This window comes from Mycobacterium seoulense (genome assembly GCF_010731595.1).
GTDB lineage: Bacteria > Actinomycetota > Actinomycetes > Mycobacteriales > Mycobacteriaceae > Mycobacterium > Mycobacterium seoulense.
In genome coordinates this window covers 1583906-1606193 of the sequence record NZ_AP022582.1, presented here as the reverse complement: position 1 = coordinate 1606193, position 22288 = coordinate 1583906, and the positions used below count along the sequence as shown (strand labels likewise).

Here is a 22288-nt window from a genome sequence, read left to right as displayed (position 1 = left end):
CGCGGGACCCGTCACAGGCTCCAGGCCATGCGGAACTTGTCCGCAAGTTCCTCGGTGTCGAGGTCGCCGTAGCGTTCGTGTTCCAGACCGCGGACCGCAACCACCATGTCGACCGCGGCGTCGCCCAGAATGCCCCGCAGCAGCTCCGAACGGTCCAGTGCGGCAATCACTTCGGCCTGCCCCCGTTGCAGGCCGACGACGCCGTCGCGCACCCGGTCGGAATCGGACAGGGCCGCCGGGTCGGTCGTGATCTCGGGCGGCAGCGCGGCCCGGCGTTTGATTCCGTCCACCGCAAGCCCCAGGATCGCCGCCGACGCCAGGTAGGGGTTTGCGGAGGCGTCGACGATCTTCACCTCGACATTTCCCCCCCGCGGGTTGGCCGGACCGCCCGCGATGAATCGCACCGCCGCCTCGCGGTTCTCGGTCCCCCAGCACGCATACGCGCCGGCCCAATTGCCGGGCTGCATCCGTAAGCCGGACACGATCGAGCCGCACAGGATGCCCTGCGCCTCCGGCAGTCCGGCAACCACCCCCGCCACCGCGCTCTCCCCCGCCGCCGTCATGCCCCTGGCGCCCGGGCCGTCGGAGAACAGGGGTCCCTCCGGCATGGTCAGCGAAAAATGTTGATGCGCACCGGATCCGACGCCACCGGCAAACGGTGCGGGTGACAGGCTGATGCGAACCCCGTGGCGGCGGGCCACGCGTCCGACGATGAGCCGCACCAGCACCAGTTGGTCGGCGGCGGCGACCGGGGATTGTGGCGCCAGGGAGAGTTCGAACTGGTTCGGACCGTACTCGGGATGGAACTGCTCGATCGCGATGCCCGCCGCGGCCGTCGACCGGACGACGTCCCGGACGAACGCTTCGTGCTCCAGGACGCCGGCGAGGCCGTACTGCGCCCACAACGTCGACGGGAGGCGGTCACCGTCTGGGGCGACGAGGAGGAATTCGACCTCGTGCCCGATCATCGCCTCGATCCCGGCTTCGCTGAGCGCGGCCTCGATCCGGCTCAGCGCGCCGCGGGCGCAGGCGGGGACGGGTGCGCCGTCCTGGGAGAAAAACGCGGCGGGCGCCCACGCGAGCCCGTCGCCGACGATGCGCAGGGCCGAGAGGTCGATGCGGAGTCGCTGGTCCCCGATCACGCCGACATCGGGGGTGAAGGCGATGCCGCTCTGGTCGATCGCGAAGGCGTGCCACGAGGGGCTGGCCCCGAGGCCGGGATCGGCGAACGTGTTCGTCCGCCGGATCGGGACCGTCTTGGCCAGGGTGAGCCCGGCGGGATTCACGACGGTGCCGATGACTGTGTCGACACCCTCGGACTCCAGCTGGGCGATCGCCGCGGCGGCAAGCGGTGTGCCGGTCATGGCAGCCATTGTGCAGGCTCGAGGCGGTTCCGCCGGCGAATTCAGTTCTGGCGGCCGAGCAACTCGGTGACGAACCGATCGAGGAAACCGTCCAACGGCGCACCGCCCGCCGGCCGGATGACGAATTTCGTCAGTCCCGCGTCGATGTAGGCGTCCAATTGTCGGTGCAGCTGATCCCAGTCTGCGGCGATCAGCTCGGCGGGGTCGACGTCAGGCCGCCGGCTCCGGGCCGCCGCGGCCAGGCCCGGGGGTAGCTCGCCGCCGGCCCCGTCCACCACGGCCAATGAGATCCCGAAGTGATCGGGATCGATCTGCCGGCCCGCTTGCGCCGCGGCCCGTTCGATCGTCTCCCGGCCCGCCCGCGCCTCCGCCGGGGTCAAGAAACTGCCCAACCAGCCGTCGGCCAGCGCGCCGATGCGCCGGAACGCCGCCGGCGCCGAGCCGCCCAACCAGATGTCCAACGGCGGGTTCGGCCGCGGCATGACCGCGGCACCACTGACGGTGAAATACCTGCCGCTGTAGTCGGCCGAATCCTCGACCAGCGCCGAGCGCAGCACCCGCAGCGACTCCTCGAACACCGCGGCCCGCTCTCCGTCGGGGACCACGAACACCTCTCGCTCGGCCGGGATCGCCGACCGTAGGCCGAAGACGGGAAGGACCCGCTTGGGCGCCAGGGCCGCCAGCGAGGCCAATTGCTTGGCGACCAATACCGGGTGCCGCCCCGGAAGCACCGCCACCGAGGTGCCGACCTTCAACCGGGTCGTCCTGGCCAGCGCGTAGGCCATCCCCACCACCGGATCGACCGCCGGGGTGTATACCAGCTCGGAGAACCAGAGCGAGTCGACCCCGCTGGCCTCCAGGTGATCGACGATGGGGCCCAACTGATCTGGAGCGGTGTCCGCACCCAGGCCGACGCCGAAACGAATCTTCACCCACCGAGCAACACCGCGGTGCCGCGGTTTGTGCCCACGAATGCCCGCGGCGAGAGCGGCTATGCGCGGCTGGGGATGGTCAGCTTGCAGGCCTGGCCGATGTCGAGGGTCCGCAACACGCGGCCCATGCCGACCCACAGCGCGCACGACAGGGCCAAGTCGGCCAGCAACTCGTCGGAGAAGTGTTCGGAGCAACGGCTCCAGAAATCCTCGTCGTCGCGCAGCGCGGTGTGGTCGGTGGCGAATCGGTCCGCGAACTCGGCCGCCAGCCGCTCCTGCTCGCTGTAGCCGGGCCAGGTGCGCCACTCCCGGGCGTGGTCGTAGAGCTCTTCGTCGACACCGGCGGCGGGCCCGTCCTCGTCGCGGGTGTTGACGCAGACGACGCATTCGTTGCGGTGGGCGATCACGGCGCGGGCCAGTTCGCGGGTGCGCAGCGGCAACCGGTTCTTGGTGTAGACCGCGTTGCTGAAGCCGCCGAGTGCGCCGCCGATGTCCGGAGACTTCGCGAACCAGCCGGCCAGGTCGTCGTCAGCAAATGTTCCGATTCGGCTCATGGCGTGATGGTACGCCCGGAGCGCCCGTTTCAGGGTGTGGGCACCGGGATCTTCGTGGTGGGACGGTCGTCGTTCCAGTCCCGTTGCGCCAGAACACGACCCGCGACTCGATTCAGCGCCGCTTCGACCACGCGACGATCCGGCCGTCCGTCGAATCCCGGTGACCGGGCGAGCTTGTCGACCAGCCAGCCCACCAGCAGCGAGTGCACGTAGTCCACCTGCTGGGCCCCCGCGGGTGTCAGCCACAACTGGTTGCCGTCGCCCCGGGCGTATCCGGTCGCGATCAGGCGCGAGAAGGTGGGCTCCAAGACCTCGAACGGTATCCGTAGGTAGTCGGCGATGTCGGTGAGCCGGGCCGTGCCGTACATCTCCCCGTAGCGGTTGATGCGTAGGACGCCCCACAAGCCGGCCACGTCGAGTCGGCAGTCGGGGCGCATGGCGATGCTGCGCAATCGCATGCCGGGCGCACCGCGCAGCATGCGTTCGACCGCGCCTTCCAGCATCTGATCCGGTGTCTCGGTGTTCGGCATGCCGAACGCGTCGCCGAGATCGATTGTGCTGTCGTGCATTTCCCGCAGGGGGACCTCCCGCAGGAACAACGCCAGGACGAACCCCGCCAGCGCGACCGGAACCGCCCATCCGAACACGTGGGTGAGCGACTCGGAGTAGGCGGCGACGATCGGAGCGGCCGCCTGGCGGGGCAATCGGTGCAACGCCTCCGGCGACGCAGCGGCCGCGGCAGGCGCGCGGCTGGCCACCAGCGCCGGGCCGATCCGGCTGTGCAGGAAGTTCGTGAACAGTGAACCGAAGATGGCTGCGCCGAACGAGCTGCCGATCGTGCGGAAGAAGGTGACGCCGGAGGTCGCGACGCCGAGGTCGTCGAAGCCCACGGTGTTCTGCACGATCAGGACGAGCGTCTGCATGCACATCCCGATCCCGGCGCCGAGGATGACAAGGAACAGCGATTGAACCAAGACCGATGTCGACGGGTCCATCCGCGACATCAGGAAGAACGCCACCGCCATGACGGCGGTGCCGGCGACGGGAAAGACCTTGTATCTGCCCGTGCGGCCGACGATGACACCACTGCCCATCGAGGTGGTCAGCATCCCGAGCACCATCGGCAACGTGCGCAGGCCCGACGTGGTGGCCGAGACGCCGTCGACGAACTGCATGTACGTCGGCAGGAACGTCAGGGCGCCCAGCATCGCGAAACCGACCACGAAGGACAGGCCGCAGCACACCGTGAACACCGGACTGCCGAACAGCCGCGTCGGCAGGATCGGCGCGGCGGCGCGGCTTTCCACCCAGGCGAAGACGCACAACGCCATCACCGAGCCGACGAACAGGCCGATGATCATCGGCGATCCCCACGGGTAGGTGGTCCCGCCCCAGCTGGTGGCCAGTGTCAGCCCCGCGGCGCCCAGGCCGACGAACAGGATGCCGGTGTAGTCGATGACCGGTCTGGTGCGGTCGGAGAGCGCCGGGATGGCGGCGGCGGCCACGAAGAAGACCACAACGGAGATCGGCACGTTGATCCAGAACGCCCAGCGCCAGGTGAAGTGGTCGGTGAAGTAGCCGCCGAGCAAGGGACCGATCACAGTGGTGACGCCGAATACTGCGCCCATCGCGCCCTGGTAGCGGCCGCGGTCCCGCAGCGGGATCACCTCGCCGATCAGCGCCATGGCGGTGACCATGAGCCCGCCGCCGCCGATGCCCTGCAGCGCTCGTGACGCGACCAGCATGCCCATCGAGCTCGAGAGCCCACACAGCACCGATCCGGCGACGAAGAATACGACGGCGGCCTGGAACACCCGTTTGCGGCCGAACAGGTCACCGAACTTGCCGACGAGGGCGGTGATGATGGTCGAGGCGAGCAAGTAGCTGGTGACTACCCACGATTGATGGCCTGCGCCACCGAGATTGGCGACGATGGTGGGCAACGCGGTCGCCACGATCGTCTGGTCCAGGGCGGCCATCAGCATGCCGAGCAGGATCGCCACGAAGATGAAATTGCGTCGCTGCGGGTCGACCAGCGCGCCGCTGGGCGCGGCGTCCGTCGATGAACCACCTCGAATTGCTGCCGGGCTCGTCATGCCTGCCTTCCGTCGGCGACCGTTGCTCAGGGATGCCCACGGTTAGCCAAAGGCAATCTCACCGCGGCGGCAACGGGGTCGGCGGAGGCGATGTGACGCGGCCGCGGCCCTGACCGAGGCTTAGCTCGGCGGCCTCGAGACGCACTGCGCCGAGTAGAGCTCCACGCCGAGCTTGTCCATCAGCTCCAGCTGCGTCTCGAGGTAGTCGATGTGCTTTTCCTCGTCGGCGACGATCTCTTCCAGCAGATTGGCGCTCGTGGTGTCCTGCTTCTCGCGGCACATGATGATGCCGGGCTTGAGCCGGTCCATCACCTCGTATTCGATGGCCAGGTCCGCCTCGAACTGCTCGCGCAGCGTCTGGCCGATGCGCAGCGAAAAGAGGCGCTGGTAGTTGGGCAACCCGTCGAGCAGCAGAATGCGGTCGGTGATCGCCTCGGCGTGCCGCATCTCATCGAAGGACTCGGCCCGGGTGTGCTCGGCGAGCTCGGTGAATCCCCAGTTGTCCTGCATCTTGGAGTGCAGGAAATATTGGTTGATCGCGGTGAGCTCGCCGGTCAACTGCTCGTTGAGCAAGCGCAAGACATCCGGATCCCCTTGCATGATCACTCCCCTACGGTGACGTGTAAACGGTGGTCAATCCTGGCCATGGTGGGGTGCGCAGGGCTGCGCGCACCTTGCCCGGGCCGTAGTCGCACTTTGCCATGCCGAGGGGCAATCTGCCAGCAAGGTATGGCTGTGCTCAGTGTGTGTCCTGCGCGGCTCTCGTGACCGACGTTGCTGGCGGGTAAGGTTAGACTGCGCTAACGAACTTAGGTTAGACTCAACTAATACTGGGTCTCGGTTCGGCACTTTTTCTGGCGACTCCGGTGACACGGGGTCCCGAGAGGGAGGACGAAGTGCGCTCGCTTGGCCACGCCGTCGACGAAGGGAATGCCGCCCGCATGCAGGGGATGCGCTGATGTACGTGTGCCTGTGTGTCGGCGTGACCAACCACACGGTGTCCGAGGTGGTCGCGCGCGGCGCCTCCACCTCCAAGGAGGTTGCGGCCGCCTGTGGCGCCGGTGGGGACTGCGGACGGTGCAAGAGGACGCTGCGGGCGATCATCGCCGCGTCGGCCAATCTGGAAACCGCTCCGTCGCTCTGAACCGCCACCCGCTCAGCGGGACGTGTTGAATTCCGCCAGGGCCGCGGCGTTGGCCTGCGCCCCCATCAGTTCGGCGAAGTGGGCGTTTTCCCGCGCGGTGGCCGCCGTGATCTCGGGGCGGACCGGTTCCATCATCGTGTGCTTGACCGCCATCAGGCTCGAAATGGGCCGACTGGCAAGGACTTCCGCGTGACGACGGGCTTGGGGCAACAGGTCATCGGGATCGCAGACCCGCCAGACCAGGCCCATCCGCAACGCCTCGTCGGCGTCGACCCACTCCGAGGACATCAACAGCCAGGCGGCGTTCTGCCGGCCCACCAGCTGGGGCAGCAAATATGAGGAAGCCGCCTCCGGCGCCACGCCCAGGCTGGTGAAGGGGCACTTCAGGCGGGCCGTCGATGACATGAACGCCAGATCCGCGTAGCCGAGGATCGTCGCGCCGATGCCGACCCCGACGCCGTTGACCGCGCAGATCAGCGGCTTGGGGAACGCGCTGAGCGCATCGATCAGTCCGGTGAACCCGTGCTTGCCGGGCGTGAAACCCGGATCGGTGATGCGTGCCTGCATCTCGGCGAGGTCGGTACCGGCGCTGAAGCCGCGGCCCGCGCCCGTGAGGAGCACCACGGCGACCTCGGGATCCTCGGCGGCGGCGAGCAGCGCTTCCGCGGTGGCGTCGTACAGGGCTTCGTTGAATGCGTTCAGCGCCTCGGGCCGGTTCAGCGTGAGGGTGCGTACCCGCTTCTCGTCATCGATCTGCAGCGTCACGGCTGCAGCCTAACGAGGTCAGCCGTTGCTGTAGACGCGGGTGGGCGCGATCAGCACGACGGCCCGGCGCTCCCGGGCCATGACGCGGTCGTAGGTGTCCCAGTCGTCGTGGGTACCGCCCGCGGCGGTGAAAACCTCGCGGAGCAACAGCCGCAGCTGATCGTCCGTGGTGAGCCAGGGCTGGGTGTCGTCCGGGCCGGCCAGCTCCGCGCGGCCCTCGACGGTCGCCCACTGCCATCCGTTGCGGAAGGTGACCGCCAGCTGCGGTCGCTCCCGGAGGTTGGCCAACTTGACTTTGCCGTAGGTGGTGAAGCCCAGGACGTCCTGGCCGCTTTCCGGATGCGCCAGCAGGCCGACGTTGACCAGCGACGCCTGCACGGTCGCGTCGGCACGCACGGTGGACACCACCGCCAGCCCGTTTTCCGGGGCGGCCAGCGCCACGGCGTCGCGCAGAGTTGTCATGTGAGTTCCTCGGTGAACGGTGTCCTGAAGACGTAGCGGCTGGTGGGGACGGTGTCGATGTTCTCGTTGGCGCCGAACGCCGTGGTGCTGGCGACCATTCGGCCCAAGCGGTCCTGCAGGTCGTCGTCGTCGGCGGCCCCGAAGAACGCCTTGAGATCGGTAATCGCCTCCTCGGGGAACAACTCTTCGACGATGCCCGCGATTCCCGGTGCGTCAGGCGTAAGGGTCCGCACCACCCAGTTCTGGGTGTAGCCGAAGGTCGACTGCGTCTCGATGGCCACCGTGGTGTGGTCGCGCTGCCACCGGGTCAGCCAGCTCTCCTCGTCCAGGCCCGCGGGTCGGCGCAGCAGCGCGATGTTGGCCAGACCCGTTGTGCGAGTGCCCGATTCGGTTGCCGGCGCCTTCAGCGGGACCGACTCGGTGACCAGGTAGGCGGCGAGGTGTTCGCATTCGGCCTCCAGCAGGGTCAGCGCGGCCGTCATCTGCTCGCCGTAGCACTGTTGGGTCCACATGCTCACCACCGCGGCGACCGGCGGGTCCAGCGTCGTGAGCGTCATCAGCGAATGGCGCACCGCATCGTCGCGAACGTTGACCGACAATCCCGGCAGGCCCGACGCCAGGAGCGCGTCGGCGACGGGGCCGCGCTGGCGGGCGCACCACCGGTCGTCCGAGTCGGAACGCATGAGCACGGCGATGACCTTTTCCATAGGCAGAACCTACCGTCGGCGGCCGCGCTATTTGACCAGCCGCACCTCGTGCCGGCCGCCGATCAAGGCGCCGATCGTCTTCGCCAGCCGGCGATAGGACTCGTCGCGGCCGCTGGACGACCGGTACACCAGGCCGATGCGCCGTCCGGGCCGGGGCGCGGCGAACCGCGCCAGGCCGAGGCGGCTTCGCGTCGCCTCCACCGGCACCGCGCTCTGCGGGATCAGCGTGACCCCCAATCCGCCGGTCACGCATTGCACCGCGGTGGCCAGCGACGCCGCCCGTGTGTTGGCCAGCTCCGCTCGCACGCCCGCCTTGTGGCACACCTCCAGCGCCTGATCACGCAGGCAGTGCCCCTCGTCCAGCAGCAGGAGCGGCAGGTCGGCCAGCGCGGTCGCCGGAACCCGCCGCTTGCCCGACAGCGGATGTCCGGGCGGCAGTGCGAGGACGAAATCCTCGTCGTAGATGGGGATCGCGGTGACCCCGCCCGCGTCGGCGGGCAAGGCGATCAGCGCGGCATCCAGCGCCCCCTCGCGCAACACCGTCATCAGCCGTTCGGTCTGGTCTTCGGTCACCCGCAACGTCATTCCGGGGAATTGCTCGGCGAGGCCGGCCAGCACGGTCGGCAGGACGTAGGGCGCCACCGTCGGGATCAGCCCCAGCCGCATCCCGGCGCGCAGCGGATCCGATGATCCCGCGGCGGCGGCGGTGAACCCGTCCATCGCCTCGATGACGGCCTGGGCGCGCGGCAGCAGCTCCGCCCCCTCGGCAGTCAAGAAGACACGCCGCGTCGAGCGCTCGACGAGCTGGGTGCCGAGTCCGGTCTCCAGCGCCGCCAGCGCCTGCGACAGCGTGGACTGGCTGACACCGAGAGTAGTTGCAGCGGAGCTGAATTGACGCTTTTCGGCGATGGCGGCGAACGCGCGCAGGCCGGCGATCGTGGGCTGATAGATCCTATCGGGCATGCCTATAAGTGTAGTGGGAAATATCACCTTTACTTCAAAGGGGATAAACGGGCACGATGGGCAAGGAAAGCTAATCTTGAGTAAATCCAATTAAGGAGCGACAATGCCTCTGCTGACCATCGGCGACCAGTTCCCCGCCTACGAGCTCACCGCGCTGATCGCGGGCGACCTGTCCAAGGTGGACGCCAAGCAGCCCGAAGACTACTTCACCACCGTCACCAGCGAGGACCACGCCGACAAGTGGCGCGTTGTGTTCTTCTGGCCCAAGGACTTCACGTTCGTGTGTCCGACCGAGATCGCCGCGTTCGGCAAGCTCAACGACGAATTCGCCGACCGCGACGCGCAGGTGCTGGGCGTGTCGATCGACAGCGAATTCGTGCACTTCAACTGGCGCGCCCAGCACGAGGACCTGAAGAAGCTGCCGTTCCCCATGCTCTCGGACATCAAGCGTGAGCTGAGCCTGGCCACCGGCGTTCTCAACGCCGACGGCGTCGCCGACCGGGCGACCTTCGTGGTGGACCCCAACAACGAGATCCAATTCGTCTCGGTTACCGCGGGATCCGTGGGACGCAACGTGGAGGAAGTGCTGCGGGTCCTGGACGCGCTGCAGTCCGACGAGTTGTGCGCCTGCAACTGGCGCAAGGGCGACCCGACGCTCAACGCGACCGAGCTCCTCAAGGCCTCGGCTTAGTCGGCCCGGTCCCATAGGGTCTGATCAGGAGGCGAGATGAGCGTAGAGAATCTCAAGGAGGCGCTGCCCGAGTACGCCAAGGACCTCAAGCTGAACCTGGGCTCGATCACGCGCACCACCGAGCTCAACGAGGAACAGCTGTGGGGCACCCTGCTGGCCTGCGCCGCGGCGACGCGAAACACCCAGGTAATCAGCGAGATCGGCGCCGAGGCGGCCGACGTCCTGTCCGCCGAGGCATACAACGCGGCGCTGGGAGCCGCGTCGATCATGGGCATGAACAACGTGTTCTACCGTGGCCGCGGCTTCCTCGACGGCAAGTACGACGACCTGCGCGCGGGGTTGCGGATGAACATCATCGCCAACCCCGGGGTGGCAAAGGCCAACTTCGAGCTGTGGTGCTTCGCGGTGTCATCGATCAACGGATGCCCGGATTGCGTGGCCTCCCACGAGCAGACGCTGCGCGAGGCGGGCGCAACCCGGGAGACCATCCAGGAGGCGCTGAAGGCCGCGGCGATCATTTCCGGCGTGGCACAAGCCCTCGTCGCCTCCCAAGCGCTGACCACCGTCGGCTGACGCAGTGACGGCACCAGCCTGGGTAGAGCACGCGATCTGGTGGCAGGTCTATCCGCTGGGGTTCGTCGGCGCATTTCCTTCGTACGAGCCGCCGCAGCCGGACGAACACCGGCTGCGGCGGCTCGTCGACTGGTTCGATCACGCCATCGCACTGGGCGCGTCGGGCGTCGCACTGGGACCGATCTTCGCCTCGCGCACACACGGTTACGACACCACCGACCACTACCGCATCGATCCGCGGCTCGGTGACGACGCCGATTTCGACCACCTCGTCTCCGAGGCCCGTCGCCGCGGCCTGCGCATCCTGCTCGACGGCGTGTTCAACCACGTCGGCGTGGATTTCGGCCGTTACCGGGAGGCGCCGAGCAACGAGGCGGCCGCGCGCTGGTTTCACGGACGCCCCGGGCGCTTCCACACGTTCGAGGGCCACTCGGAGCTGATCACACTCAACCACGACAACCCCGAAGTGGTCGACTACGTCGTGGACGTGATGGCGCACTGGCTGCAACGCGGCGCCGACGGTTGGCGCCTCGATGCGGCTTACACCGTGCCAGAACGCTTTTGGGCGTCCGCACTGCCGCGGGTGCGCGAGCGGTTCCCGGACGCCTGGTTCGTCGGCGAGCTCATCCACGGCGACTACGCCGCGGTGGTGCGGGCCGCCACCTTCGACTCGGCCACCCAATACGAGCTGTGGAAGGCGATCTGGAGCAGCCTCAACGACGGCAACTTCTTCGAACTGGACTGGGCGCTGCAGCGGCACGGCGAGTTCGTGGCCGGCTTCGCCCCGCTCACCTTCGTCGGCAACCACGACGTGACCCGCATCGCCAGCCGACTCGAGCGCGCGGAGCACGTGGCGCACGCGCTGGTGATCCTGCTGACCGTCGGCGGCGTGCCCAGCGTGTATGCGGGCGACGAGCTCAGACTGCGCGGCGTCAAAGAGGAACGCTACGGCGGCGACGACGCGGTGCGGCCCGAGTTCGGCTCTCCCCCAATGGAACTAGATGCCTTCGGCGCCCAGATCTGGGCGTTGCACCAGTTCCTGATCGGGCTGCGTCGCCGTCACCCGTGGCTGCACAGGGCGACGACCACCGCACTGCGGCTGGAGAACCGGCACTACGTGTACGAGACCCGCAGCGGCGCCGACGCGCTGCTGGTCGCGCTGAACATCGGCGACGAACCGATGCGCGTTGCCTTGAAGGCGCTGGGCACGGCCCACCGGCAGGTCATCGGCGGGTCCTCGGCGCCACCCCGGGAAGTCGTCGACGAGCTGGTCGTCGAGCCGCATGGCTGGCGGATCCTAAGCGCGGTCTAGGCGCGACAGCGTCAGCTGGTCCTGCCGGCTGCCGTAGTACTTGTCCAGCAGCGCAAGGAAATCCTCGTTGTCGTCGGTGGCTCGCGCGAACAGCGTCATCGACGAGCGCAGCTTGAGGTCGTCGGGCGAGCCGAAGATCTCGCCGGCCGATCTGCCCTGCACCTGGTTGACCAGCCGCGTGCACTCGCGCAATCGCGGCCCGAGCACCTCGTGCCGCAGGTAGGCGCGGGCCTCCTCGAGCGACGAGATGCCGTAGTGCACCGCGGTCGGGCTGCCGCCCAGCCCGCGCAATTGCGGGAAGACGAACCACATCCAGTGGCTGCGCTTGCGCCCGGTGCGCAGCTCGTCGACCACGGTGGGGTACACCGGGGCCTGCGCGTCGACGAAGCGCTGGAGGTCGAAGGGGTCGCTCTCCGGTTCCATGTGACTACGGTTGCACACATGGCCGTCCAGCGACGAGTGCCCAAGGTGCGCGATCTCGCGCCGCTGATCAAGTTCAAGCGACCGCAGTTCGACGCGACCAAGCGCCGCCTCGACGCCGCGTACACCATCGCTGACCTGCGACGCATCGCCAAACGGCGCACGCCCAAGGCGGCGTTCGACTACACCGACGGCGCCGCCGAGGACGAGCTGTCCATCGCGCGCGCCCGACAAGCCTTCCGCGACATCGAGTTTCACCCGACCATCCTGCGTGACGTCACCAATGTCACCGCCGGCTGGAATGTCCTGGGCCAACCGGTCGTCCTGCCGTTCGGCATCGCGCCCACCGGCTTCACCCGGCTGATGCACACCGAGGGCGAGATCGCAGGCGCGGCGGCGGCGGCCAAGGCCGGCATTCCGTTCTCGCTGTCCACGCTCGGCACCTGTGCGATCGAGGACCTGGTGGCCGCTGTCCCCCAGGGCAGGAAGTGGTTCCAGCTGTACATGTGGAGGGATCGCGAACGCTCGATGGCGCTGGTGCGGCGCGCGGCCGACGCCGGTTTCGACACCCTGCTGGCCACCGTCGACGTCCCGGTCTCCGGCGTCCGGCTACGCGACAACCGCAACGGGATGACGATCCCGCCGACTCTGACGCTGCGCACCGTGCTCGACGCGGTGCCGCACCCGAAATGGTGGTTCGACCTGCTGACCACCGAGCCGCTGGCCTTCGCGTCGCTGGACCGCTGGCCGGGGACCGTCGCCGAGTACCTGAGCACCATGTTCGACCCGAGCCTCACCTTCGACGACCTGGAGTGGATCAAGGCCCAGTGGCCGGGCAAGTTGGTGGTCAAGGGCATCCAGACGCTCGACGACGCGCGCGCCGTCGTCGACCGCGGCGTGGACGGCATCGTGTTGTCGAATCATGGCGGACGCCAACTGGATCGGGCCCCGGTTCCGTTCCACCTGTTGCCCTCGGTCGCGCGTGAGGTCGGCAAGGACACCGAGATCCTGCTGGACACCGGCATCATGTCGGGCGCCGACGTCGTGGCGGCGGTCGCGCTGGGCGCGCGGTGCACGCTCGTCGGGCGGGCCTACCTGTACGGGTTGATGGCCGGCGGCCAAGCCGGCGTCACCCGCGCGATCGACATCCTGGCCGAAGGGGTGATCCGCACCATGCGACTGCTGGGTGTCACCTGTCTCGAGGAACTTTCGCCCAAGCACGTCACGCAGCTGCGGCGGCTGGGGCCCGTTGCGCCGCTCGCGTGACGGTCGTCTGCGCCGAGATTGCCGTGAGGGTCATGCGGTAGGTACCCGGCGCGACCATGGCGGCAATCTCGGTGCTACTGCAGGCGGGCGACCCGTTCGGTGCGGTTGCGTACCAGGTCGTTGAAGGCCTCGCCGGGCCCGACGTGCTCGAAGAGTTGCGGCGGATAGTGCGTGACGTACATCGTGCGGCGGCCGCCGGCCCCGGTCGGCCGGGGTGAGGCGTGCATCAGGTCCTGGACGTGGACGGTCACGTCGCCCGGGGCCGTGTCGATGCTCACCACCGGTACCTGTTGGAGCCGCTGTTCCCACCGGTAATGAATGGCCTGACCGTGACTGCCCGGTACCACCTGAAGGTTGCCGGTGCCGGCGTCCGAGCCGGTGAGTTGAATGCCGATGCTGACCGCGGGGCACATGAGAGCGTGTCCGCCCATGCCGCAGTCCTGATGCCATGGGATGTTGGACAGCCCGCTGGTGTTCCCCGGGACTTTGAGCAACACCGCGCTGCCTTCCATCCGGTCGGGCGCGGTGCGCAGCGCGGGATCGATCAGGGTGCCCAGCCTGCGCACCCTGGGATCGTTCTCCAGCGCGGCAAGGGCGGGCGAGCGCAGCGTTGCGTAGACCAATCGGCACAGCACGCTCCCGCCGTCCTCGGCGGTGGCCCACCACGACCGGTCGTCCCCGGGTCGGGCCTGGGCCGCGAGGCGGTCGATCTCGCGGTTGGCGGCCCGCATCTCATCGGCGTCGAAGACCCCCTTGACGTGCAGGTAACCCATGGTCTGCAGCTGAGCGGCCAACTCGGCGTCGTCGGCGTCGAGCGTGAACGTGGCGAGCGGGTCGCGCCCGCCCAAGTCGGCGCGAGCCGGGTCGTACGGCGGGATGCCGGCGTGCAGGTACCGCAGGACCGGGTCCCAGTCGGCCAGCTGGTCGAAGCCGCCCCGCTCGAAGGACAACTCGTCGCTGAGCAGGAGGTTGATGACCGTGCGGATCTGGCCGACCATGTCGTCCCACGACTGCCGGGAAAGGCGCACGACGGCATCTCCGGTGCGCTGCCCCTCGCCGACGCGGATCGTCGAACCCTCGACGGCGTAAGTGACGGCGTCGTCGTCGACGAGGAAGGTGATGGCGCCGGTGGAGGCGAGATCTCTGGCCGCGGATTCGAGGACGTCCGGGTCAAGGGCGGTCGGGGCGGGGTGCGTCAGCGGCACGGGCCGATTATCCAAGACCGCCAGTGTGATCGCCAGCACTCAGCCGCGGAGGGGGCCCGGGAGGGAACAAACCGGCGCCGGGCTGGGTTGAGCGCATCAGACTCAGATTTTGGAGGATTGATGGCTGAAGCCAAGTCAATGCCGGTGCTGTTCGTCACCGACACCGTCGTGTTGCCCGGCATGGTCGTCCCGGTCGCGCTCGACGAGGCCGCGCGGGCGGCGATCGACGCTGCCCAGGCGAGTGAATCCGGGCAGCTGCTCATCGCGCCCCGGCTAGACGACCGTTACCCGTCGCACGGTGTGATCGCCAAGATATTGCAGGTCGGACGCATCGCCGGCGGCGGCACGGCGGCCGTCGTGCGCGGTGAGCGCCGGGCGCAGATCGGGACGGGAGCGTCGGGGCCCGGCGCGGCGCTGTGGGTCGAGGTGACCGAGGTGCCCGAGGCCGAGACGACGGACGAAATCAAGGCGTTGACGTCGGAGTACAAGAAGCTGCTGCTGGCCATGTTGCAACGCCGCGAGGCCTGGGAGATCGTCGACTACGTCAACCGGCTGACCGACCCGTCGGCGCTGGCGGACACCTCCGGGTACGCGTCCTACCTGTCCAGCGAGCAGAAGCGGCAACTGGTCGAGACGGTCGACGTCGCCGAGCGGCTCCGGTTGCTGATCGACTGGACCAGCTCGCATCTGGCCGAGGTCGAGGTCAACGACAAGATCGCCGAGGACGTGCGCGAGGGCATGGAGAAGACGCAGAAGGAGTTCCTGCTGCGCCAACAGCTGGCCGCGATCCGCAAGGAACTGGGCGAAGGTGAGCCCGACGGATCCGACGACTACCGGGCTCGCGTCGAGGCGGCAGATCTGCCGGAGAAGGTGCGCGAGGCCGCATTGCGGGAGGTGGGCAAGCTGGAGCGGTCCAGCGACCAAAGCCCGGAGAGCGGCTGGATCCGCACCTGGCTGGACACCGTGCTCGACCTGCCCTGGAACGTGCGGACCGAGGACTCGACGGACCTGAAGGCCGCGCGCGGCGTTTTGGACGCCGACCACCACGGGCTGGACGACGTCAAGGACCGCATCGTCGAATACCTGGCCGTGCGTGCCCGCCGCGCCCAGCGCGGGTTGCAGGTCGTCGGCGGGCGCGGCTCCGGCGCGGTGATGGTGCTGGCCGGTCCCCCCGGTGTCGGCAAGACGTCGCTGGGTGAGAGCGTCGCCCGGGCCCTGGGCCGCAGGTTCGTGCGCGTCGCCCTGGGCGGTGTGCGCGACGAGGCCGAGATCCGCGGGCACCGGCGCACCTATGTGGGGGCGTTGCCGGGCCGGATCGTGCGTGCCATCGGCGAGGCGGGATCGATGAATCCCGTTGTGCTGCTGGATGAAATCGACAAGGTCGGTTCCGACTATCGGGGTGACCCGTCGGCCGCGTTGCTGGAGGTCCTGGACCCGGCGCAGAACCACACGTTCCGCGACCACTACCTGGATCTCGACCTTGACCTGTCCGACGTCGTGTTCCTGGCCACCGCCAACGTCATCGAGAACATCCCGTCGGCCCTGCTGGACCGCATGGAACTGGTTCAGATCGACGGCTACACCGAGGACGACAAGGTCGCGATCGCCCGCGACTACCTGCTGCCCCGGCAGCGGGAACGTGCGGCGCTGACCGAGGACGAGGTCACGCTGACGGATGCGGCATTGCGCAAGATCGCCGCCGACTACACGCGGGAACCCGGTGTGCGCCAGTTCGAGCGGCTGCTGGCCAAGGCGCTGCGCAAGGTGACCACCAAGCTGGCGGAGACTTCCGAGCCGATCACCATCGACGAGCCGGATCTGGTTGAGTACCTTGGCCGCCCGCGGTTCACGCCGGAATCGGCCGAGCGCACGGCGGTGCCCGGGGTGGCCACCGGCCTGGCCGTCACCGGCCTGGGCGGCGACGTGCTCTACATCGAGGCCGGGGCCACCGACGGCGAGCCGGGTCTGCAGCTGACCGGTCAACTGGGCGACGTGATGAAAGAGTCGGCGCAGATCGCGCTGTCCTACGTGCGCTCGCACGCCGCCCAGTTGGGCGTCGACCCCCAGGCCCTCGACCGGCGCATCCACGTGCACGTGCCCGCCGGCGCGGTGCCCAAGGACGGCCCGTCGGCCGGTGTGACCATGGTGACCGCCCTGGTGTCGATGGCCACCGGACGTCAGGTCCGCTCGGATGTCGGCATGACCGGCGAGGTCACGCTGAACGGCCGGGTGTTGCCGATCGGCGGCGTGAAGCAGAAGCTGCTCGCGGCCCAGCGGGCCGGCCTGTCAACGGTCTTCATCCCGGCACGCAACGAACCCGACCTGGACGACGTGCCCGCCGAGGTGCTCGCCACGCTGGACGTGCGCCCGATGACCGACGTCGCGGAGATCGTCGCGCAGGCCCTTGAACCGGCGGCGGACACCGCTACGCTCGCTGCTTGAGATGAGCTTGGCCGGGATGCGCAGCAAATTGGCTCGCCTCCCGGCCCAGCCCGTTAAGCTCCGTGGATCGCCGTGGTCTTGGGCAGATTGCCCCGCGTTGGCAACCTCCCTGGCGGCTTGCGGGCGGAAGTCGAACCGGAGGGAATCATCCTGGACGGGCCGTCCACCAGCGTTGGGATGCACTTCGGTGAGGCCTGGTGAAGGCGGATCTTTCGCCCAGCGGTCTTGCGATCAACGTTGATGTCGGCCAGGTCGATCCCGCGTTCTCCGGTCAGCTCTCGCTGCACTACAAGACCACGATTCCGGAATCGGTGCTGACCGCTATCCCGCGGCGGTCGCTGACTTTCGGCGTCCACGCGAGTGGGTTTTGCGTGCCGTCGGCGTTCCCGCTCCCCCGACCTGCGTGAGGCCAGCAAATACGCCGAAGAGGTTTTCGCCGTCCATCGGTCGGGTATCTGGGGGTTGGAGGTTCGACTGCCCGTAAGGGCGATGGGGTGAGCGAATCACCAAGTCAATGGTTCAGCTGCGTAGGCAGCCAAACTGCTCGACAAGGGGATTCATCATGAAGTTGAACAGAATCGCAGCCGGCGCGGTCATGGCCGGCACCATCACGTCCGCGGCGTTCGGAATTGGCGCCGGTTTGGCACAGGCCGAGCCCGGTGGCCACGGCCCCGGTCCCAACGTGCCGGGTCCGAACGTGCCGGGCGTCCCGGACCGCGACGGGCCGGGTCAGGCTCCGTACGTGCCGGGGCAGCCGATCTGTAACGGTGGCCCGGGTGTCAACTGCAACGGTCCGGGCAGCCCGCTTCCTCCGGGGCAGGACCGGTTCCCGCCGCCGGGGCACTATGACGACCCGGGCCGCTACGGCCTCCCGGCCACCTGGGTTCCGCCGGTGGGTGACCCCGACGGCACCCAGCTTCCGCTGGTGTTCAACCCGCAGTACAACGCCTGGGGCGTCAACACCTCGACTGGTTTCCAGGTGTACACGCCCGTAGGCGGGACCTCAGGCTCAGGCCAGGTCAGCGGCGGGATCAACCCCGGGACCTAAAGCCGGTACCCAATAGCCGGAATGTGGGCAGCCGCCCCCGAAAGGGGGCGGCTGTTCCCGTCGCACGGTGACAGCGCAAGCAGGCGCGGCGTTGAATGGGCACATGACTCTCAAACGCCAAGTGGTCCACCGCGTGCAACGACTATTCGTCAACCCGGTGGGCCGGCAGATGCCGGGGATCATCCTGGAAACCACCGGCCGCAAGAGCGGCAAGCCGAGGCGGACCGCCGTGGGCGGGCGCGTGGTGGACAACCAGTTCTGGATGGTCTCCGAACACGGCGAGCACTCCGACTACGTCCGGAACATCAAGGCCGACCCCGCGGTTCGGGTCCGCGTCGGCGGACGCTGGCGCAACGGCACCGCCCACCTGCTGCCCGACGACGACCCGCTGCAGCGGCTCGGCGACCTCCCGCGGCTCAACAGCGCGGTGGTACGCCTGATGGGCAGCGACTTGCTGACCATCCGGGTGGATCTGGACTGACGCCCCGCGCATGGCCTACGACGAAGAGCTGGCCAACGAAATCCGTGAGCTCGTCGCCTGCGAGGGCGGCATCGAAGAGAAACGCATGTTCGGCGGGCTCGCGTTTCTGGTCAACGGCAACATGTCGGTGGCGGTCAGCGGCCAGGGCGGTCTGCTGGTCCGCGTGCCGGCCGAGGAACTCGACAAGGTGCTGCGGCGCGCCCACGTCAGCCCCATGGTGATGGGGGGCCGCGACGTCCGCGGCTGGGTGCGGGTGGACGTCGCCGGCGTACGGACGAGGCGCCAGCTCCAGTCTTGGGTGACGCGCGGTGTGGAATACGCGCGCAGCCTGCCGGCCAAGTGACCGCGCGGTTTGCTGAAACTTGGCGCGGGTACGCGATCAGGTATGTCCGAAGGCCAATTGGTGCGACGGTTGCTTGACGCAGCCGGAACCACGTATGCCGCCGAGGCGCGAATCAGGCTCGGCGACAAGCCGATGCCGCTGTTTCAGCTGCTGGTTCTCTGCATGCTGGCCAGCAAGCCGATCGATGCCGCCATCGCCACCAGCGCCGCGCGCGAACTGTTCAAGGCCGGCCTGCGCACGCCCAACGCCGTGCTGGCCGCGCAGCGGCAGACCATGATCGACGCCTTCGGCCGCGCCCACTACGTGCGCTACGACGAAAGCTCGGCGACCCGGCTCGCCGACATGGCCGAACGCGTGCGCGACGAATATTCCGGCGATCTGCGGAAACTCGCCGAACGCAGTCGGCACGACGTCGCCGCGGCGAAGCGTTTGCTCAAGGAATTCAAGGGAATCGGAGATACCGGCGCCGACATCTACTTGCGCGAGGTCCAGGACGTATGGACCTGGGTGCGGCCGTATTTCGACGACCGCGCCACCGCCACGGCCAGGCAACTGGATCTGCCCACGCAGCCGGACAAGCTGGGAGCCCTTGCGCCGCAGGGCAATGCCCGGCTGGCCGCCGCCCTCATCAGGGTGTCGCTGGACGACGACGTACGCCGGCAGGTGAGCGGTTGACCGTACGGATCGGCACCTCCGGGTGGTCCTACAACCATTGGGCGGACGTGCTGTACCCGCCCGGCCTGCCCGCCGCGCGCAGGCTGGCTCGCTACGTCGAGGTGTTCGACACCGTCGAGTTGAACGCGAGTTTCTACCGCTGGCCGAAGGATTCGACCTTCGCGGGGTGGCGCGACCGGCTGCCGGACGGCTTCAGGATGTCGGTCAAGGCGCATCGAGGACTGACCCACTATCGGCGCCTGGCGTCGGCCGGGCCGTGGATCGAGCGCTTCGAACGCTGTTGGGACCTACTGGGTGATCGCCGTGGGGTCCTACTGGTTCAACTGCATCCCGAGCAGCAGCGCGACGACGCGCGCCTGGACGCTTTCCTGGACGGCATGCCGGAATCGATCCGGGTGGCCGTCGAGCTGCGCCATCCCTCCTGGAACGACGCCGCCGTCTACGACCTGCTGAAGCGCCACCGGGCCGCCTACGTGGTGATGAGCGGCGCCGGGCTGGCGTGCGTCCCGAGGGCCACCACCGATCTGGTGTACGTCCGCATGCACGGGCCGGATCAAGACGCCATCTATGCCGGCAGCTACACGAACGACCAGCTGCGGGAGTGGGCCGACCGGATCGCCGCGTGGCGGGGCGATGGCAAGGACGTGTGGATGTATTTCAACAACGACCTGGGCGGGCACGCGGTGCGCAACGCGCTGTATCTGCGCGAACTCCTGGGTTAAACGGCGGGCGCATCGACAGGGACCCACGTCCCGTCGATGACGTCGGGCGGGCGCTGCACCTGCAACCGTTCCCGTTCGGCGCGGCGGCGTTTGATGCGTAGCCGGGCGTCGCCCGGCATGATGACCAGCTCGTCGCACGTCAGGTAGTACACGTCCTCGGCGACGTCGATCAGGTCCGCCGCGACTCGACGGGATCCCAATTCGCGCAGCGTCATCCGCAGTTGATGGGTGAACCGCAGGGTCGTGTCGTGGGCGAGCTCGCGGGAGTCGCGAGCGTTGGTGGCCAGCCGCTGGGCCAGCGTCGACGACGGCGGCTCCGTCGACGCCGCGGCCGCCACGGCGGCATCTCCGGCCGCCCTGAGCAGCATCGCCGGGTCATCGTCGTACGTCGTGCTTGCCAGTTCCGCCTCGCCCGGTCCCCGATGCCCGACCCTGGCCACGGCGGCGTCCACGGCGGCGGCGGTGGTGGGCGACAACGCGCGGATGCTGGCGAGATTGCCTTCCTGGGCCAGCGCGCACAACGGCGGGTCGGCCCGCAGCACTGCCGCCAGCTGAGCGGTCTCCGTCGCGACGCGGGTGCTGTCCATGATCATGTCCACCCCGGGCACGCTGCGCGCCGCGTTGCTGCGCTCCAGGGCCGCCGCGGTGACGCCGGTGTCGATCAGCCACAACGCAGTGAGGATCCAGCCTTGGTGAATGCGGTCCCGCAACAAGGGAATCCGGACTTCGAGGGCGGCGTCAGGCAGCGTCGCCAGCTGCGCCGCGTCGAGGTGTTCCGCTTCGGCGGCCGCGCCGTACGCGTGCGTGTCGGCCTTGAGGTGGCGCAGCAGGGCCAGCGATCGTCCCGCGACGACGGCTTTGGCGATGGAACCGAGCGCTCCGCCCGCCAGCGCGGGCTCACCGAACGGGAGCAGGTCGCCCACCTGCGGCCGGCCGGCCACGGCGTTGCGTGCGACGGCGTCCTGATCCCAGCCGGGCAGCTGGGCCGCCGCGACCATGCTGACCGACACCCCGACGTAGGGCCGGTGACCGAACACGGCGATGGCCCTGCGTCCCCACTCCTCGCCCACCACCCCGCCGAGCGCCAACACGCGACCGAGCACCCGGTTCGCCGTCCGCAATCCGCTCAGCTGGACATCGAGCGTGATCGGGGTGAGTGGCCCGGGCAGCGCCCCCGCGAGGGTGCCCGCACTGAAGACCGGGAAGCGGGGGTCGATCCGGTCGTCGAATTCACCCTCGACGCCCTCGGGCGCCGCGCTGTGCTCCTCGCCGGAGGGGCCGGGGCGCGGGGCGACCTCGACCGGGAGCGCCAGTCGGGGTCCGTGGCCGGTGGCGCCCGCGGCGCCGATCCGGCGGCCGACGAGGCCGCGGGCGGTGTCGGCCACCGCTTCGAGCGCCTGCCACCCGAAGTCGAACGCCCAATCCTCTTGTGCCGCCGCAATATCCATGTCCGGAATGAGCTGGGCCCAGCTGCGCACCCGATTCAGCCGGGATCGCGGGTCGGCGGATCGCAGCATCCGCCATGCCGTGACCACGTTGACGGTGTCCGGAGAGGCGAGGTCCACCACGCCGGTGCGGTCGGCGTTCAACGACGACACCAGGAAGCGCACCAGGTCGTCGACGTGCAGCACCCGCATCGGCACCGACGAGACCCTGGTACGCATCAGCGTGGCCACGGTACGGCACACCGTCCAGTCGAGCTGCCGGCCGACCGGCGGGGCGCTGCGGACGACCAGGCTGGGCCCCCAACTCGTGGACACCAGTTCCTCGGCCGCCCGGTACAGCTCCGGTCGCCCCGCGGCCTGGGACACGAACAGCAGCCGGGCGCCGGCGCGGGCGGCCACATCGGTCACATACGCGAGGCCGTCGATGTCGGTGCTGCCGGGCGCGGTGGTGTCGATGGGGGCCAGGTGGATCACCGCGTCGGCCTCGTCGGCGAGCTCCCGCAGAACGGGGCTGCGCAGCGACGCGCAAACAAACTCGACATTGCGGTCCAGACAGGAGTGCGGTCGCTCAGCAATCCCGGTCACCGTGTGCCCGGCAGCAATCGACTGCCGTGCAACCAGCCGCCCGAGTGCGCCGGTGGCGTCGGTAACCAGGATCTGCACCTGGGCTCACCTCCC

The 22288-nt window shown here is 68.8% G+C and carries 24 protein-coding genes; 12 read left to right on the top strand and 12 right to left on the bottom strand.

Annotated features, from left to right (window positions below; translation table 11 throughout):
• Window positions 1–11: 11 nt before the first annotated feature.
• The 5 genes from G6N37_RS07245 to bfr all read right to left on the bottom strand — a co-directional run bounded on the left by G6N37_RS07245 (window position 12) and on the right by bfr (window position 5546).
• Window positions 12–1364, bottom strand: coding sequence for a type I glutamate--ammonia ligase (locus tag G6N37_RS07245; protein WP_163677983.1), 1353 nt, complete (start codon window positions 1362–1364; stop codon window positions 12–14).
• A 41-nt stretch (window positions 1365–1405) separates the two neighbouring features.
• Window positions 1406–2296 (bottom strand): TIGR03854 family LLM class F420-dependent oxidoreductase, encoded by an 891-nt coding sequence (locus G6N37_RS07240; protein WP_163677981.1) that lies wholly within the window; start codon window positions 2294–2296, stop codon window positions 1406–1408.
• A gap of 59 nt (window positions 2297–2355) precedes the next feature.
• A complete protein-coding gene (locus tag G6N37_RS07235) occupies window positions 2356–2850 on the bottom strand; it encodes a carboxymuconolactone decarboxylase family protein (RefSeq protein WP_065442320.1) in 495 nt (164 codons plus the stop codon).
• Between the two features lie 29 nt (window positions 2851–2879).
• On the bottom strand, window positions 2880–4946 hold the full coding sequence (locus G6N37_RS07230) for an MDR family MFS transporter (RefSeq protein WP_163677978.1): 2067 nt from the start codon (window positions 4944–4946) through the stop codon (window positions 2880–2882).
• Between the two features lie 120 nt (window positions 4947–5066).
• A complete protein-coding gene (gene bfr, locus G6N37_RS07225; protein ID WP_055405255.1) occupies window positions 5067–5546 on the bottom strand; it encodes a bacterioferritin in 480 nt (159 codons plus the stop codon).
• 358 nt (window positions 5547–5904) lie between these two features.
• On the opposite strand from bfr, the gene G6N37_RS07220 reads away from it, so the two are divergent.
• Window positions 5905–6090: a (2Fe-2S)-binding protein gene (locus tag G6N37_RS07220; protein ID WP_066954279.1), complete on the top strand. Its 186-nt coding sequence runs from the start codon at window positions 5905–5907 to the stop codon at window positions 6088–6090.
• A gap of 12 nt (window positions 6091–6102) precedes the next feature.
• Here G6N37_RS07220 and G6N37_RS07215 read toward each other — a convergent pair whose 3' ends face one another.
• From G6N37_RS07215 to G6N37_RS07200, 4 genes are read right to left on the bottom strand one after another with little or no spacing between them, the layout of a single operon-like run.
• Entirely contained in the window at window positions 6103–6855 is a 753-nt protein-coding gene (locus tag G6N37_RS07215; protein ID WP_163677975.1) for an enoyl-CoA hydratase/isomerase family protein, read from the bottom strand.
• 18 nt (window positions 6856–6873) lie between these two features.
• Window positions 6874–7317: a TIGR03618 family F420-dependent PPOX class oxidoreductase gene (locus G6N37_RS07210; RefSeq protein ID WP_163677973.1), complete on the bottom strand. Its 444-nt coding sequence runs from the start codon at window positions 7315–7317 to the stop codon at window positions 6874–6876.
• Entirely contained in the window at window positions 7314–8024 is a 711-nt protein-coding gene (locus G6N37_RS07205) for an EthD domain-containing protein (RefSeq protein ID WP_163677970.1), read from the bottom strand. Before G6N37_RS07205 ends, G6N37_RS07210 begins: the two co-directional genes overlap by 4 nt.
• A 27-nt stretch (window positions 8025–8051) precedes the next feature.
• On the bottom strand, window positions 8052–8987 hold the full coding sequence (locus G6N37_RS07200) for a hydrogen peroxide-inducible genes activator (protein WP_163677967.1): 936 nt from the start codon (window positions 8985–8987) through the stop codon (window positions 8052–8054).
• Window positions 8988–9090: 103 nt separating this feature from the next.
• On the opposite strand from G6N37_RS07200, the gene G6N37_RS07195 reads away from it, so the two are divergent.
• Genes G6N37_RS07195 through G6N37_RS07185 form a run of 3 tightly spaced genes read left to right on the top strand, consistent with a single transcriptional unit; the run spans window position 9091 to window position 11563 of the window.
• Window positions 9091–9678 carry a peroxiredoxin gene (locus G6N37_RS07195; RefSeq protein WP_163677965.1) on the top strand — a complete coding sequence of 196 codons (588 nt, stop codon included), beginning with the start codon at window positions 9091–9093 and terminating at the stop codon, window positions 9676–9678.
• A 36-nt stretch (window positions 9679–9714) separates the two neighbouring features.
• Window positions 9715–10251 (top strand): alkyl hydroperoxide reductase, encoded by a 537-nt coding sequence (locus G6N37_RS07190; RefSeq protein WP_163677961.1) that lies wholly within the window; start codon window positions 9715–9717, stop codon window positions 10249–10251.
• Window positions 10252–10255: 4 nt separating this feature from the next.
• The gene (locus tag G6N37_RS07185) at window positions 10256–11563 is read left to right on the top strand and encodes an alpha-amylase family protein (protein ID WP_163677959.1); all 1308 of its coding nucleotides are present in this window, start codon (window positions 10256–10258) and stop codon (window positions 11561–11563) included.
• Here G6N37_RS07185 and G6N37_RS07180 read toward each other — a convergent pair.
• Window positions 11549–11986, bottom strand: coding sequence for a DUF1810 domain-containing protein (locus G6N37_RS07180; protein WP_163677956.1), 438 nt, complete (start codon window positions 11984–11986; stop codon window positions 11549–11551). The genes G6N37_RS07185 and G6N37_RS07180 overlap by 15 nt on opposite strands.
• Before the next feature lie 18 nt (window positions 11987–12004).
• On the opposite strand from G6N37_RS07180, the gene G6N37_RS07175 reads away from it, so the two are divergent.
• Window positions 12005–13249 carry an alpha-hydroxy acid oxidase gene (locus G6N37_RS07175; protein ID WP_163677954.1) on the top strand — a complete coding sequence of 415 codons (1245 nt, stop codon included), beginning with the start codon at window positions 12005–12007 and terminating at the stop codon, window positions 13247–13249.
• Between the two features lie 74 nt (window positions 13250–13323).
• Here the strand turns inward: G6N37_RS07175 and G6N37_RS07170 are convergent, their stop codons facing one another.
• Window positions 13324–14454 (bottom strand): phytanoyl-CoA dioxygenase family protein, encoded by a 1131-nt coding sequence (locus G6N37_RS07170; protein WP_163677952.1) that lies wholly within the window; start codon window positions 14452–14454, stop codon window positions 13324–13326.
• 120 nt (window positions 14455–14574) lie between these two features.
• Here G6N37_RS07170 and lon point away from each other — a divergent pair, with 120 nt between their 5' ends.
• The 7 genes from lon to G6N37_RS07135 all read left to right on the top strand — a co-directional run bounded on the left by lon (window position 14575) and on the right by G6N37_RS07135 (window position 20165).
• Window positions 14575–16896 (top strand): endopeptidase La, encoded by a 2322-nt coding sequence (gene lon, locus G6N37_RS07165; protein WP_163677949.1) that lies wholly within the window; start codon window positions 14575–14577, stop codon window positions 16894–16896.
• Between the two features lie 197 nt (window positions 16897–17093).
• The gene (locus tag G6N37_RS26150) at window positions 17094–17303 is read left to right on the top strand and encodes a hypothetical protein (RefSeq protein WP_232075339.1); all 210 of its coding nucleotides are present in this window, start codon (window positions 17094–17096) and stop codon (window positions 17301–17303) included.
• Between the two features lie 155 nt (window positions 17304–17458).
• Entirely contained in the window at window positions 17459–17944 is a 486-nt protein-coding gene (locus G6N37_RS26145; RefSeq protein ID WP_232075337.1) for a hypothetical protein, read from the top strand.
• Window positions 17945–18035: 91 nt separating this feature from the next.
• Window positions 18036–18425, top strand: a complete 390-nt coding sequence (locus G6N37_RS07150; RefSeq protein ID WP_167527420.1) for a nitroreductase family deazaflavin-dependent oxidoreductase — start codon at window positions 18036–18038, stop codon at window positions 18423–18425.
• A gap of 10 nt (window positions 18426–18435) precedes the next feature.
• Window positions 18436–18768 (top strand): TfoX/Sxy family protein, encoded by a 333-nt coding sequence (locus G6N37_RS07145; protein WP_163677945.1) that lies wholly within the window; start codon window positions 18436–18438, stop codon window positions 18766–18768.
• A 42-nt stretch (window positions 18769–18810) separates the two neighbouring features.
• Window positions 18811–19443: an endonuclease gene (locus tag G6N37_RS07140; RefSeq protein ID WP_163677942.1), complete on the top strand. Its 633-nt coding sequence runs from the start codon at window positions 18811–18813 to the stop codon at window positions 19441–19443.
• A complete protein-coding gene (locus G6N37_RS07135) occupies window positions 19440–20165 on the top strand; it encodes a DUF72 domain-containing protein (protein WP_163677939.1) in 726 nt (241 codons plus the stop codon). The genes G6N37_RS07140 and G6N37_RS07135 overlap by 4 nt, the downstream gene beginning before the upstream one ends.
• On the opposite strand, the gene G6N37_RS07130 is transcribed toward G6N37_RS07135, so the two are convergent.
• The gene (locus G6N37_RS07130) at window positions 20162–22273 is read right to left on the bottom strand and encodes an NAD-dependent epimerase/dehydratase family protein (RefSeq protein ID WP_163677936.1); all 2112 of its coding nucleotides are present in this window, start codon (window positions 22271–22273) and stop codon (window positions 20162–20164) included. The genes G6N37_RS07135 and G6N37_RS07130 overlap by 4 nt on opposite strands.
• Between the last annotated feature and the right edge of the window lie 15 nt (window positions 22274–22288).

Bases quoted from the DNA above. Each gene is read 5' to 3' on its own strand.
- G6N37_RS07235 (WP_065442320.1), bottom strand. From the start codon at position 2,850: ATGAGCCGAATCGGAACATTTGCTGACGACGACCTGGCCGGCTGGTTC.
- lon (WP_163677949.1), top strand. From the start codon at position 14,575: ATGGCTGAAGCCAAGTCAATGCCGGTGCTGTTCGTCACCGACACCGTC.
- G6N37_RS07245 (WP_163677983.1), bottom strand. From the start codon at position 1,364: ATGACCGGCACACCGCTTGCCGCCGCGGCGATCGCCCAGCTGGAGTCC.
- G6N37_RS07230 (WP_163677978.1), bottom strand. From the start codon at position 4,946: ATGACGAGCCCGGCAGCAATTCGAGGTGGTTCATCGACGGACGCCGCG.
- bfr (WP_055405255.1), bottom strand. From the start codon at position 5,546: ATGCAAGGGGATCCGGATGTCTTGCGCTTGCTCAACGAGCAGTTGACC.
- G6N37_RS07195 (WP_163677965.1), top strand. From the start codon at position 9,091: ATGCCTCTGCTGACCATCGGCGACCAGTTCCCCGCCTACGAGCTCACC.
- G6N37_RS07220 (WP_066954279.1), top strand. From the start codon at position 5,905: ATGTACGTGTGCCTGTGTGTCGGCGTGACCAACCACACGGTGTCCGAG.
- G6N37_RS26145 (WP_232075337.1), top strand. From the start codon at position 17,459: ATGAAGTTGAACAGAATCGCAGCCGGCGCGGTCATGGCCGGCACCATC.
- G6N37_RS07205 (WP_163677970.1), bottom strand. From the start codon at position 8,024: ATGGAAAAGGTCATCGCCGTGCTCATGCGTTCCGACTCGGACGACCGG.
- G6N37_RS07175 (WP_163677954.1), top strand. From the start codon at position 12,005: ATGGCCGTCCAGCGACGAGTGCCCAAGGTGCGCGATCTCGCGCCGCTG.
- G6N37_RS07140 (WP_163677942.1), top strand. From the start codon at position 18,811: ATGTCCGAAGGCCAATTGGTGCGACGGTTGCTTGACGCAGCCGGAACC.
- G6N37_RS07180 (WP_163677956.1), bottom strand. From the start codon at position 11,986: ATGGAACCGGAGAGCGACCCCTTCGACCTCCAGCGCTTCGTCGACGCG.
- G6N37_RS07145 (WP_163677945.1), top strand. From the start codon at position 18,436: ATGGCCTACGACGAAGAGCTGGCCAACGAAATCCGTGAGCTCGTCGCC.
- G6N37_RS07190 (WP_163677961.1), top strand. From the start codon at position 9,715: ATGAGCGTAGAGAATCTCAAGGAGGCGCTGCCCGAGTACGCCAAGGAC.
- G6N37_RS07200 (WP_163677967.1), bottom strand. From the start codon at position 8,987: ATGCCCGATAGGATCTATCAGCCCACGATCGCCGGCCTGCGCGCGTTC.
- G6N37_RS07210 (WP_163677973.1), bottom strand. From the start codon at position 7,317: ATGACAACTCTGCGCGACGCCGTGGCGCTGGCCGCCCCGGAAAACGGG.